The sequence below is a fragment of the Niastella koreensis GR20-10 genome (assembly GCF_000246855.1).
In the GTDB taxonomy this organism is placed as follows: domain Bacteria; phylum Bacteroidota; class Bacteroidia; order Chitinophagales; family Chitinophagaceae; genus Niastella; species Niastella koreensis.
This window is the reverse complement of sequence record NC_016609.1, coordinates 318,259-330,665: the sequence shown is the minus strand read 5'-3', so window position 1 is coordinate 330,665 and position 12,407 is coordinate 318,259. Positions and strand designations below refer to the sequence as shown.

Annotated in this window: 12 protein-coding genes; 8 read left to right on the top strand and 4 right to left on the bottom strand. The window is 44.4% G+C overall.

Features of this window, described 5'->3' with window-relative positions:
- Positions 1–137 precede the first annotated feature (137 nt).
- Positions 138–2,675, bottom strand: coding sequence for a M1 family aminopeptidase (locus NIAKO_RS01320; protein WP_207622356.1), 2,538 nt, complete (start codon positions 2,673–2,675; stop codon positions 138–140).
- 195 nt (positions 2,676–2,870) lie between these two features.
- Positions 2,871–5,393, bottom strand: coding sequence for a YhdP family protein (locus tag NIAKO_RS01315; RefSeq protein ID WP_014216580.1), 2,523 nt, complete (start codon positions 5,391–5,393; stop codon positions 2,871–2,873).
- Positions 5,394–5,468: 75 nt separating this feature from the next.
- Here NIAKO_RS01315 and NIAKO_RS01305 point away from each other — a divergent pair, with 75 nt between their 5' ends.
- The gene (locus tag NIAKO_RS01305) at positions 5,469–6,476 is read left to right on the top strand and encodes a YncE family protein (RefSeq protein WP_014216579.1); all 1,008 of its coding nucleotides are present in this window, start codon (positions 5,469–5,471) and stop codon (positions 6,474–6,476) included.
- An 8-nt stretch (positions 6,477–6,484) separates the two neighbouring features.
- Here the strand turns inward: NIAKO_RS01305 and budA are convergent, their stop codons facing one another.
- The gene (gene budA / locus NIAKO_RS01300; RefSeq protein ID WP_014216578.1) at positions 6,485–7,303 is read right to left on the bottom strand and encodes an acetolactate decarboxylase; all 819 of its coding nucleotides are present in this window, start codon (positions 7,301–7,303) and stop codon (positions 6,485–6,487) included.
- A gap of 51 nt (positions 7,304–7,354) precedes the next feature.
- On the opposite strand from budA, the gene NIAKO_RS01295 reads away from it, so the two are divergent.
- Complete coding sequence (locus tag NIAKO_RS01295; RefSeq protein ID WP_041346183.1) at positions 7,355–7,669, top strand: Ig-like domain-containing protein; 315 nt, start codon at positions 7,355–7,357, stop codon at positions 7,667–7,669.
- Positions 7,670–7,688: 19 nt separating this feature from the next.
- Here NIAKO_RS01295 and NIAKO_RS01290 read toward each other — a convergent pair whose 3' ends face one another.
- A complete protein-coding gene (locus NIAKO_RS01290; protein ID WP_014216577.1) occupies positions 7,689–7,901 on the bottom strand; it encodes a YwbE family protein in 213 nt (70 codons plus the stop codon).
- A 116-nt stretch (positions 7,902–8,017) separates the two neighbouring features.
- Between NIAKO_RS01290 and NIAKO_RS01285 the strand changes: the two genes are divergently transcribed.
- From NIAKO_RS01285 to NIAKO_RS01260, 6 genes are all read left to right on the top strand, one after another.
- Positions 8,018–8,359 carry an ArsR/SmtB family transcription factor gene (locus tag NIAKO_RS01285; protein WP_041346181.1) on the top strand — a complete coding sequence of 114 codons (342 nt, stop codon included), beginning with the start codon at positions 8,018–8,020 and terminating at the stop codon, positions 8,357–8,359.
- Entirely contained in the window at positions 8,340–8,804 is a 465-nt protein-coding gene (locus NIAKO_RS01280; protein WP_014216575.1) for an SRPBCC family protein, read from the top strand. The genes NIAKO_RS01285 and NIAKO_RS01280 overlap by 20 nt, the downstream gene beginning before the upstream one ends.
- Before the next feature lie 111 nt (positions 8,805–8,915).
- Positions 8,916–9,434 carry a GNAT family N-acetyltransferase gene (locus NIAKO_RS01275; protein ID WP_014216574.1) on the top strand — a complete coding sequence of 173 codons (519 nt, stop codon included), beginning with the start codon at positions 8,916–8,918 and terminating at the stop codon, positions 9,432–9,434.
- Between the two features lie 401 nt (positions 9,435–9,835).
- The gene (locus NIAKO_RS01270; RefSeq protein WP_014216573.1) at positions 9,836–10,705 is read left to right on the top strand and encodes an EamA family transporter; all 870 of its coding nucleotides are present in this window, start codon (positions 9,836–9,838) and stop codon (positions 10,703–10,705) included.
- 54 nt (positions 10,706–10,759) lie between these two features.
- A complete protein-coding gene (locus NIAKO_RS01265; protein ID WP_014216572.1) occupies positions 10,760–11,611 on the top strand; it encodes a helix-turn-helix domain-containing protein in 852 nt (283 codons plus the stop codon).
- Positions 11,612–11,734: 123 nt separating this feature from the next.
- Entirely contained in the window at positions 11,735–12,283 is a 549-nt protein-coding gene (locus tag NIAKO_RS01260; protein WP_014216571.1) for a carboxymuconolactone decarboxylase family protein, read from the top strand.
- Positions 12,284–12,407: the final 124 nt, after the last annotated feature.

Genomic DNA, 12,407 nt, shown 5'->3' with positions numbered 1-12,407 from the left:
TAATAACAGTGAAAAATTGAATTTATTTCTGAAAAAGGCGGTCTCAAAAATAATTTGAGCCCGCCTTTTTTTGTTATCGCTCTTAAAAGAAGTTAATAGTTTTGAACTTGTACCCATCTCACAAACATCCCAAAATCTCAGTTAAGAAGTTTCTGCGCCCGGTTCAGGTTATCCGTCGCCTGCTGAATTTTTGCTTTTAGTTTGGGATTGTAGCCGGGATGTTTTAACAGGAATTGTTGTACCACCTGCCAGGCCGCTTTGGTTTGGTAAGAACCGAAGGTGGCGCTTAGCCAGCTTGCAGGGAAAAAGATATCGCCCGTGCGCTGGATCTCTTCTACCAGCTCCAGGCTTTGAGGTAAATATTTGTATGAAGTTGATTGCCGTAACGGATGATGCAGGTACCCCAATGCAATAACCACCCAGGCCTCCTTAGCGCGGTTCTTACGGTCGGTAAGGCTGTTGAAGAAACTATCTCTTACGGCAACATTGGCCGATAATGCGGGCATTAAAAAGTCAAGCCGCGCTTTTTTATCCGCATCGCTCATGCGGTTGCGCTGCTGCGTGATAACGGTAGCCGCCGTATCATTCTTTAATGCAAGGGTAAGCGCCAGGGAAGTATAATCTTCCTCCGCCAGTTTGATGCCCGCAGGGGGCTGCTGGAGCTGCCAGATCTCATACATCCGTTTTCCCGCCACCTCGCTTACATATACATTCTGGTAAGCCCTGAACAGCACCTTTTTATTATTGGGTTGCGTTTGCGCTTCCATGGCATTCCACAACGCGGTTTCCAATTGGGTTGAAAATGCAATGCGGTCTGCCGCACGGGTAAAGGTCCAGTACAAACTGGCAATGTAATTGGTAAGCAGTCTGAGATTCGTCTCCTCTTTTTCAATGGCCAGTCCTTTGGTGAGCAGTGCCAGCAATTCTGCCGGTGTCATGTAGCGGCCAGACAATACATTCTCATAAATGTTCACATACGCAGCGGCGCGGCTTACCGCACTTTGCTGGGTGAACAATTGTTCCTGCATGGCTTTATCGGCCGGGAACAATCCATATCCAATGCCATCTGAATTAAACAGGATGAATAATGGTTTGGTTAAACCGGAGGCTGCTTTCAGCTGCATGCCGGCCGTGTTCATGTTCACCGGAATGGTATGAATACTGTCTGCATATACCAGCGTTACGGCAAACGCCTGCGGCCAAATGCGTGCAGCGCCTGTTTCGGGCCGCTGGGTGAGATTGAGTTTATCAATTTTATTTCCGTTATAGCTGATCGTATAATCGAACACCGGACGGCCAGGCTGGTTCACCCAAACCTTGTTCCAGGTAAGCAGATCGTATTTACTGTATTTGGCAAGAATTTGCACCAGGTCATTCCAGGTGGCATTGTTGTAAGCGTATTTATGCAAATACTCCTGTATGCCCTTTTGGAAGTTATCTTTCCCCATCAGTAATTCCATCTGGCGCATCATGATGGGCGCTTTGTGATAAATGATGTTCCCATACATGGAGCCCGCATCCTGCAGATTATCCAGTTGCTGACGAATGGGGTTGGCCCCGGGTGTCCGGTCAACGCCATAAGCGGCGGGATAATGATCTGTAAGAAACTGCAGATTGAAAGTTTCGCTGCCCATCAATTGCTCCACTACTTTATCGGCCATGAAATTGGCAAACACTTCTTTCATCCACACATCGTTGAACCACTGCATGGTTACCAGGTCGCCAAACCACATGTGCGCCGTTTCGTGGGAGATAAGACCAATACGGCCGATGAGCTGATCCTTTGTGGGTTCTTTCAAAAACAATGACATCGCTTTGTATTGCACTTCGCCCGGATGTTCCATGCCACCAAACTGAAAATCGGGAATAGCGGCAAAACCTACCTTCTGAAAAGGATAGCGAATACCCGTCCAGCTTTCCAGAAAGCGGAGCGCATTGTCATGCGCCTGAAAAATGGAATCTACATTGGCGCCGGGATCGGTTTCGCGGTAAAGAAATTCAGCGTTATAGGTCCCCAGCTGTTTCTGCGCTTGGTTATATTTTCCGGTGGTGAACGAGAAAAGGTAGGTGGGCAACAGATCTGAATCGGTAAAATTATAAATGGTTTGCGACCCATTGCTGGTGCTGTCTTTCAATTTACCATTGGCCAGCGCCTTCCATCCCGCTGGTACCCGCAGCGTGAGGACAAAATGGGCTTTCAGATCGGGTTGATCGAAGCAGGGAAAAACCGTGCGGGCGCGATCGGGCACAAACAACGCATACAGGTATTCTGCATTGCGGTTAAGGGAGGCATCGCCGGCGGTGAATTGAATGTTGATGGTGTTATTGCCTTTGTGCAACTGCGCAGGCGCAATTACAAGATGCTCATTTTCTAGCTTCGGTGTAATGGTTTTGCCATTGACTGATAATGCCTGGAGATGATCGGCCGGTTGTTTAAAATCTATCTGCAGCGGCTGGGCATTTGTTTTAAGACTGCAGGAAATGGTTTCCATACCGGCAATACTTTCCGTTTTGGTGGCCGGCACCTGGAAGGCAAGCTGATAACGGATACCTGAGATCTCCGCCCGGCGGTATTTCGACAATTCGCTGGAAACGCCTGGCGTTATTTTTTGCCGGGAAAATGCGGGCACACCGATTACCAGCAACAGGATTATGTTTCGTAAGGTCTGCATCATGCGTTTAAATTGGCAGCCGCAATATTACCCCGTTTGGGCATTATTTCAAAACGCCGGCCAAACAACCGTACCTTCAGAAAAGGAGGCTTATAGTAGTCTCCCTTATTCCTTGCTGATTTGCCGCTATGCCTGAAGGGTAAAACGTACCAATCCAATGCTTATAATGCCAACCCGAAGTTCCTGTAAAAATGTTCTTCATGGCAGATCGATCATTTTATCCTTTAAACTATCAGCCTTCTTATCTTTCTCATACTTTTTAAACAGGTCGAGTTTAAATTTTATATTTCCATCATCACCCGGCCGCCCGCGGATAAAGATACTTCCGCCGCCTTTTTTATTGACGCCTATATTCTCCGGATTATAATCATCATCCCGCTTTTTAAGATTGCTCAATGGCACCTGGATGCTTAAATCGGTGGTGCCTTTTTTATTATAAACGCCCTCTACGAATATTGACATAACCGTGGATTGAATTTCCATCCGGTTGATCTTTATTTCCTGGTTGCTTATCTCAAACCTGTCCTTTAATTCAGCAAACCTTATATTATCAAAATTTCGTTTTTTAAATATAAACTTTTGCAACTTTTTAATAGGCTCATAATTATTCAATGCTCCATCTTTAAGCGAGAAATCTACCCGGCTTACCACAGAGGCAGGAATAACATGACCATCGTTTGCCATATTCATCGATGCTTCAATATTCGCCGTTAATCTTCCTTCCAGACTTTGGGCAGTCAATCCATCCTGACCAAAATTGTCGAAATCGGCAAACACTTTACTCACATTCACATTGTCCATATTTATTTCCAGGTTGGCCTCATGAACCGCCGTCTTGTTCAATAAACTGCCTTTAAATGCAATATGGCCGCCGGAATGGTCCATACTCACGTTATCGATCAGGTAGCGATCATTCAGTAAGGTAATATCTGCCAGCGCATTCCTGCCCTCAAAATCCTTATAGATCAGCTTATCTGCATTTAGTTTCACATGCAGTTTTCCATTTTCAATAAAATCATCCATTTTATCTGCCATGGCCTGCAACGTAGGTTTCTTTCCATCCTTACGGCCACCTGTATCCTTTGATTTGAACAGGTATACAAACGAACCCAGGTTCATTACCGGCATGTAAATATTCCAGTTAATATTTGCCTTATCGGGTTGGGTATTGATAAGCGTCAGCAGGTTGTTGGCCTGCCCATTCATGGTGATATCATTATTCAACACAGTACAATGCAGGTTCTCAATAAAAACAGTAGATCTTTTAATGGTCAGTTTGCCATTCACATTTTTCATTTCTACGTTCCGGGGCAGGTATTGAATACTTGCATCTTTAAACGAAACGATGCCATTTAAAAACGAGTTCGTGCTGTCATTTCTGGCCAGCGGGCCGGCGTAATTTAACTGGATATTTCCCTCCCCCTGGTTTAAGTACAAGGTTTTGCTTTCCATTAATTCGTTCAACGCAACAAGAGAAAATTTAGACGTAAAATCGCAGGTAAGCTTTGGCTGATACAGATTCAGGATCCTGATCTTTTCAGACTGAACAGGCAGCCCATGCCATTGAGCGGTAAAACTATTTATTTCAATTACGGAGTTCGGGTCTTTCCGGGGCAAGCCTGGCGTTACTTCATTACTATAGAAACCATTGAAACTGGCGCGGTCAAAATCAAAGAAGAGTGTTTTTAAGCCAATATCACTGGCCACCCAGCTCACATAAATCTTAGGCTCACCGCCTTTTAACGGCCCGGCTATATTGGCGCTTGCACTCAATGGACTATTAACATCAACGATAGATAAGGAATTGGCTATTTTTTGTGGCAGGGCTGACTTTATAAAATCATAAGTTACTTTGCGCGTATAGATGCGTAACCAAAACTGTGGCTGGTTGCCCGCCAACTCCAATTGCCCGCTGCAATTAAACGGCTGGCCCGACAACCGGATGTTAATACTATCGAAAGACAGGTTTTTGGCTGCCTTTTGAAACACCAGATTAAAACTTCCGCCAAGCACTTTGTCTTTAACAAAACTTCCGCGCGCAGTATTAAAGGCAAGGCTTTTTACAAGGATATTTGCCTTTGTAAAAAGTAAAAGCCGGTCGTCCTTATGATTAATGCCCACGTTTAGCTGGTTAATTACCAGGTCATGCAGTTTTTGCTTTTTTCTATCATCAACAACAAAACGAATATTTTTCAGCAATACATTCTTCAATTCATTTTTTGCTTCGCTTTGTTGACCGCTGCTGCCGGCCGTTGTATCTTTTTTTAAATGAAACAGGTAGGTATTGGTATACCCGGTAGTATCGGTGTATAAATACAGCTCGCCGGTTTGCAGCCTGATGCCCTTTATGGGCGGCTGGTGATCGATCAGTTTTAAAACATTTATACTTACAAATACTTCTTTACCCTTAAAGAAGGTATGATGGTGGGTATTGAACATGGTATCTGTAATACTGACGTTGTGAAGCAATACGGAGATGTGTGGGAAATTCCTGATAAAACTAAGCTCTATATTCCCGATAACAACCTGGCCATTCAACTGATCGCTGATGGCGCCGGTAACCTGCTGAATGATCTTCTTCTTATTGACGGATACATATATAACCGCTGCGACTACCAGCGTTAATACAACTGCCAGAAATATTTTTAATATTCTGAATAGATATTTGAGTTGTTGTTTCAGACTGGTTAGCGTTAGAGGTCCAATATGATAACATTCCAATATATAGGCATATAAAAACCATGCCCTGCCACGGTTAGGATAAATAGCTTAATTTCAATATGTAAATTAAAAGCTATGTACAGCACAAAGAGCGCTATCTTCCAGCTGATTGTTCTTTTGGGAATAGCGGGTACCGCTCAATCCCAGACACGCCAATTGTTACTGGCCCTGTCAAAGGCCGATCATACGCTGGCCATTGTAGACCCGGCCACATTAAAGATAATGGCACGTGTTCCGGTAGGTGAAGATCCGCATGAAGTGATTGCTTCCTCCGACGGCAAAACTGCGTATGTCTCCATCTATGGCGGTGGCGCCCTGCACGAGATCAACGTGATCAATCTGGTGGCAAAAAAGCCATTGACCAACGTTGATACCAGGCCGCTGTACGGCCCGCATGGCATCGAGTTCTCCAATGGAAAGGTGTGGTTTTCGGCAGAAGGCAGCAAGGCTGTTGGCCGCTACGACCCCGCCACTGGTAAGCTTGACTGGAGCATGGGTACCGGCCAGGACAGAACGCATATGTTATACGTTTCGGCCGATGCGAAAAAAATCTATACCACCAATGTGAACTCCGGTACGGTAAGTATTCTTACCAGTACAACGGTAACGTTCCCCAATGGCAAACCGCGGGAAGACTGGTCACAAACCGTAATTCCGGTTACCAAAGGCAGTGAAGGATTTGATGTATCGCCCAATGGAAAACAGTTGTGGACAGCAGCCAGTGAAGATGGGAGCATTGCCGTGATAGATGTGGAATCAAAAAAGCTCATTACCACCATCGACGCTAAAGCAGTAGGTGCCAACCGCCTGAAATTTACGCCCGATGGAAAAATGGTTTTCATCACAAGCCTGCGTTCGGGCGATCTGCTTATATACGATGCACAATCGCAGAAAGAATTGAAACGGGTGAAAGTTGGCAAAGGCGCCGCGGGCATTTTGATGGTGCCGGACGGTTCACGGGCATTTGTTGCCTGTTCACCCGATAATTACATAGCAATAATTGATCTGAAAACACTGGAAGTAACCGGTCATTTGGAAGTAGGCCCCACACCTGATGGCCTGGCATGGGCGGAGCAGCGATAGCGCTCCTGTTATTTCCCTCCTTCTTTATTACCCCGTTCAACACTTTTAATGTCTTCTGCGCGGTTCTTTTTAAAATCAAAATGTTCAAAGTCAGAGGTTGATGGAACCTGTATGGAGTAGCTGTCCATCTGATCGATCTCAATAGTGATGTTATCGGCTTTAACATCGATCATATGGCCACCTGCATCTTTTTGATTATTCAAAAAATGGAAGTGATAACCGGAGATATTTGTGTTATCCATGAAAGAGGGCAGGCGGTAGCCTATCAGGTCGCCCTGTGCATTATTGAATTCAAAAAAATGTTGCAGGCTTAACATGGATGCAAGCGGTGTGTGGTCGTGTTCTTTTACCGGTGGGAATGCCCTTGTTTTAAGATAGCTGAATTGTCCGCTAATATGTATGGCATAAAGCCCGTTAACATTAGTTAACACACTGTCCAGGAAATGAAACAGCGATTCTTTGGTCATGGCGCTGCTAACGGTAAACTTTTTATCGGGCTGAAAGAAATTGACCATGGCAAAAGATGTCAATTGTTTGTCGTCAACTACAAACGTCTTGCCGGTATTTTGAGTTTGATAGATCTTTCCCTGAAAAACTACCAGCTCGCCATCCAGCTTATCCGGAGCGCCCAGGCCAAAATCGCCGTGTTGTTTAAGCTTTCCGTAAGAATAATAACCGTCGTATAAGCCGCCTATCAACCCGGCGCCCACGCCAACGGTAAATAAAAGATTAGGCGCTTTACCGCCCGGCGGCGTGTTAACAAAAGAAGTAGTAAAGAATACAGTTGTTACCAGGATACTGATTAATAAAAAAAGGGTTGCACGCATTGATACCATAATTTTTAGGACACAAATATATTAAGGTCAGCAGAATAGTAAGTGTTATCTAAAAAATCTTTAATCCACAGAGCGTATTTATGGGTAACTAAAAATGCTGGCGCCATTACTATTGTAAGAGCATCGGACAATACGGTTATTGAAACCATCAACGTTGCCAGTGGCCAGGTAACAGGCACAGGGGTTGCCTATACTATAGATCCCCCGGTTACGCTTGCCTCCAATACAACGTATAGTGTAAGTATTACCACAGGCGCATTTCCGGATCTTACCAGCACCGAATTTCCAGGCATTTCCGGTAGCACATTTTCAGCCCATAAACAAAAAAGCTCCCCGTCATTGCGGAAGAGCTTTTGAAAAATTGCCTTATATTATTTTATTCCCCATCGGGATCAACCACATCAGTCTGGGCAACACGGCCTACCTGCCCATCGGTTAACCGCACTTTTATGCCTCTTGAATGATACGCAGCCGACGTTAACAGGTCTTTTACTATGCCATAGGTTAATTTACCCGAACGCTGGTCCTTTTTAAGAATAATTGCCACTTCCAACCCGGGATAAACATCTTTTCTGTACTGGCCATCCATATACTCTATTTTTAAATTGACTGTAAAATTAATAGAAAGCATCCTTTAAAAAAATATTGTCAAAATTGAACAAGTAAATACTTGTGTGTATATTTACAAGAACTTACTTGTATATCATGAAGGCCAGACGCGACGTATACCAGGCCATTGCCGACCCCACCCGGCGGGCTATTATTAATATTATTGCTAAAGAACCCCAGAATATGACCGCCATCGCATCGCAGTTTGAGATGACCCAGCAGGCCATATCACTGCATGTAAAGGTGTTGACAGACTGCGGACTTATTATTATAAAACAGCAGGGCCGGGACCGGTTTTGTGAAGCAGATCTTAGCAAGCTGGGCGAAGTAGCTGAGTTTATTGACCAGTATCGCCAGCACTGGGAAAGCCGGTTAGATAAGCTGGAAAAATATGTTGCCAAACTTAAAAAAGAACGATATGGAAAAAAGAAAAAGTAATACATCTGACCGTGAACTATTGATTACGCGGACACTGGACGCTCCTGTAGAACTGGTATGGGAAGTATGGACCCATCCTGAACATATCGCCTTGTGGTGGGGCCCCAATGGCTTTACCAATACCATCCAGGTAATGGACTTGCAGCCAGGCGGTGAATTTAACTTGATCATGCACGGGCCGGATGGCACTGATTATAAAAATAAAAGCATTTTTAAAGAGATCATTCCTTTTAAGAAGATCGTATATGAGCATATAACAGGGCCCAAATTCGTGGCTACCATCACGTTTGAATCTCAGGGCGAACAAACGCATCTCAGCTGGCATATGTTATTTGATACGGCAGAGGAGTTTATTCAAACAGTGAAGACGTTCAAAGCCGATGAAGGACTGAAGCAGAATATAGAGAAGCTGCAGGTTTACCTGAGTAAGCAGTTGCATCAATAATTATAGCGATGAAAAATTTAAAAGCAGCTATTCGCCCCAGGCAGGGTAGCTGCTTTTACTACAGGGCCTCCATATTACCGCCTTTAGATTCATAAAAACACCAATGCCTGTATGCGCATCTTCACCGAAACTCCCCGCCTCCTCTTACGCGAAATCCTTCCTGCCGATGTAGATAGTCTGTTTGAACTGGACAACGATCCTGAGGTTCACCGGTACCTGGGCAACAAACCTATTCAAACAAAGGAGCAGGCTGCAGAGATGATTGCCTTTATCAGGCAGCAATATGTAGATAACGGTATCGGCCGCTGGGCCGTAATAGATAAACAAACGAATAACTTCCTGGGTTGGGCCGGACTGAAACTGATCACCGAACAAACCAATAATCACATCAACTACCTCGATGTGGGTTACCGCCTCATAAAAAAATACTGGGGACTGGGCATTGCCACGGAGGCAGCCCGCGCTTCACTGGCCTATGCTTTTAATGAACTGCAGGCCACCGCCGTTTACGCCATAACCGACAGCAACAACGCCGCATCTCATCATGTACTGCTAAAAATAGGGTTGAACTTTGTAGAAACCTTCGTGTATCATGGGTTTACCCATAACTGGTATGAAATCAACCGTTAATTTTCCCAGGAAAGTGATATAAAATCCCAGGAAAACACATCGTATTCCCAGGAAAACATGGTAACATCCCAGGATTAAGCATACTTTTCCCAGGAAAACAGTATAAAATCCCAGGATTATATATGATTATCCCAGGAAAACAAGATGAAATCCTGGGATTATACATTGTTTTCCCAGGATATTTTTCAATAAATTTGTCTCCTCAATCAAATTATATGGCGCTCAGATCATCATTCTCCATTCTTCCCCCGCCCGTAATTTAACAGGCAAATCACTGTCGGTTAAATAATTCCCTTGCATTTATTGCAATAGCTCTCCCGATGCAGGCATCGGGTCCTCAGTTGTTTTGTCTGTTCCCGCTTACGATTCCACTTTACAACATCCAAAACAACGAATAGACAATGTCTAAATATATTTTCATGGTATTTGCCGGAGCATGTTGCTACGGTATCCTTTCTTCTTTAGTTAAGCTCTCGTACACGGAAGGTTTTAATGCGGCCCAGGTTTCATTTGTTCAGGCATTGCTGGGCGCCGGCGCGCTTTGGGTAATTGTTCTTTTGCAGGATAAAAAGACCGCAGCCATTTCCGGCAGGAATTGGGTTCTTCTGTTATTAACCGGGACCACCATCGGGTTAACTACCTACCTGTACTACCTGTCGGTAAAATACATTCCTGCCTCCATTGCCATTATTATGCTGATGCAGTTTACCTGGATCACGTTGCTGCTGGACTGGTACCTGCTGAAAAACAAGCCTGGTGCCCGGTTATTAATTTCCATTGCCTGTATACTGGTTGGCACTGTGCTGGCGACGGGCGGCACAGCGGCAGTAAAGTCGCTTTCATATAAAGGCATTGGCATTGCCTTTGCCTCGGCGGTTTTATATGCCCTTTATATCGTTGCCAATAGCAAGGTGGGCAAAGAGATCCCTTCTATAAAAAGAAGCGCTGTTACGGTAACAGGAGCTGCTGTGAGCATCCTCATCATCAATTGTCACCAACTGGCAGGCGGTCTTCCATTGACAGCCAATTTCTTTAAATGGACCGGTCTGCTGGCACTGTTTGGCACCATTATTCCACCGGTGTTGTTTGCCAAAGGCATTCCTAAAATTGGCGCTTCGGTAAGTTCGGTATTGATGGTGGCTGAAATGCCGGTAGCCATTATATGCGCCTCCCTATTGCTGAAAGAACACATTCATTGCACTCAGTGGGTGGGCATCGTCATTATGCTTTGCGCCATCGTTTATTTGAATATGCATAGCAGGGACAAGTAATATAGCAAAGGCACCCCGACTTGTCGGGATGCCTTTTTTATTTATCTTACCGCTATGAAACTGGCATACAAAAACAGTAAAACATCCGGTGAATGCAGAATGATCGTTGAAGAGTTGGAATTTGACCGGCAGTTTTATGGTAAAGACCGGAAAGATAAATTACTCACCATTGCCTGGAATAAAGGAGGAACCCAACAAGTAACTATAGATGGGGTTGAATATGAATTCCCGCATAATACCATCCTGTGTTTGATGGTGAACCAAACTTTCCATTTTGCTGATGCCAGCGGAATAGTGGCCTGGCAATTTAACCGCGCTTTCTATTGTATTATTGACCACGACAAAGAAGTGAGTTGTGTGGGTTTCCTGTTCTACGGTTCGCAACAACTCATGTTTACAACCCTGAACAAAACCAATAGCCACAAAATTGATCTGCTGCTACAGGTCTTCATCGAGGAATTTGAAACCGTTGATAACATCCAGGAAGACATGCTGCGCATGTTGTTAAAAAGGTTGATCATAATAGTAACCCGGCTGGCTAAACAACAATTCCTGCCGTTGCAGGACCTGCCGGAGCAAAAACTGGACATCATTCGCCAGTTTAACCTGCTGGTTGAAAATCATTACAAAAAAGAACACAGTGTTAAATTCTATGCCAACCAGGTAAACCGCTCCCCCAAAACCCTTTCTAACCTGTTTGCCCTGTATAATGAGAAATCCCCGCTTACAGTTATACAGGAACGGATTGTGCTGGAGGCTAAACGTTTGCTGTTATTTACCGATAAATCGGCCAAAGAGATCGCCTTTGAACTGGGATTTGAAGACGCGGCCTATTTCAGTAACTTTTTTAAGAAGAATACCGAAACCTCCCCTTCCGATTTCCGCACCAAGGGCCTCTATAGCTAGCAAAAAATACCGGTTAGGGAAAAAAGTGCAAGTAATCGGGAAATGTGCCTATTCTCCGAAAGCCTTTTGATTTGCAATTTTACATCGTCAATAACGACGAAAACAAATCAAAAACTTAATAGAATGAAAACTTTCACAGTTCCTGCAAGAGAAAACGTTTCCGAAGTTAACCAGACCCTTTTCGATACCCTGAAAAAGAAAATAGGTAAAGTACCTAACCTGTATGCTACGATAGCTTATTCAAAAAATGCTTTAGGCACTTATTTGACCCTGCAAAGCGCTCCCACTTCTTTAACATCGAAAGAAAAAGAAATTGTGAACCTGGTTACCAGCCAGGTAAATGATTGTGAATATTGTTTAGCCGCCCACACTACTATTGGTAAATTGAATGGTTTTACCGACGACCAGATCCTGGAGATCCGCAGTGGCGCGGCCTCATTCAATGCCAAATACAATGCACTGGCTGCGCTGGTGAAAAGCTTTGTTGAAAATGCCGGTAAAGTAAGTGCGGAAGCCGTAAACGATTTTTTTGAAGCCGGTTACACCAATGAAAACCTGGTTGATACCATCGTATTAATTGGCGACAAAACAATCACCAACTACCTGTATGCTGTTACCAAAGTGCCGGTTGATTTCCCTGCAGCCCCTGCCCTGCCTGCTACCGTTGCTTAATATAACACACTCCATATAAACACGAAGTCCTCCTGATAAATCAGGTGGACTTCTCTTTTTGCTATGTGAACTTTAACGACTGCGTATCACCATAATCAGAATAGTATCCTGTGCCATCCTTATA

Coding starts and splice junctions, on each gene's coding strand:
- NIAKO_RS01320 (WP_207622356.1), bottom strand. CDS start 2,675: ATGATGCAGACCTTACGAAACATAATCCTGTTGCTGGTAATCGGTGTG.
- NIAKO_RS01305 (WP_014216579.1), top strand. CDS start 5,469: ATGTACAGCACAAAGAGCGCTATCTTCCAGCTGATTGTTCTTTTGGGA.
- budA (WP_014216578.1), bottom strand. CDS start 7,303: ATGCGTGCAACCCTTTTTTTATTAATCAGTATCCTGGTAACAACTGTA.
- NIAKO_RS01290 (WP_014216577.1), bottom strand. CDS start 7,901: ATGGATGGCCAGTACAGAAAAGATGTTTATCCCGGGTTGGAAGTGGCA.
- NIAKO_RS01285 (WP_041346181.1), top strand. CDS start 8,018: ATGAAGGCCAGACGCGACGTATACCAGGCCATTGCCGACCCCACCCGG.
- NIAKO_RS01280 (WP_014216575.1), top strand. CDS start 8,340: ATGGAAAAAAGAAAAAGTAATACATCTGACCGTGAACTATTGATTACG.
- NIAKO_RS01275 (WP_014216574.1), top strand. CDS start 8,916: ATGCGCATCTTCACCGAAACTCCCCGCCTCCTCTTACGCGAAATCCTT.
- NIAKO_RS01270 (WP_014216573.1), top strand. CDS start 9,836: ATGTCTAAATATATTTTCATGGTATTTGCCGGAGCATGTTGCTACGGT.
- NIAKO_RS01265 (WP_014216572.1), top strand. CDS start 10,760: ATGAAACTGGCATACAAAAACAGTAAAACATCCGGTGAATGCAGAATG.
- NIAKO_RS01260 (WP_014216571.1), top strand. CDS start 11,735: ATGAAAACTTTCACAGTTCCTGCAAGAGAAAACGTTTCCGAAGTTAAC.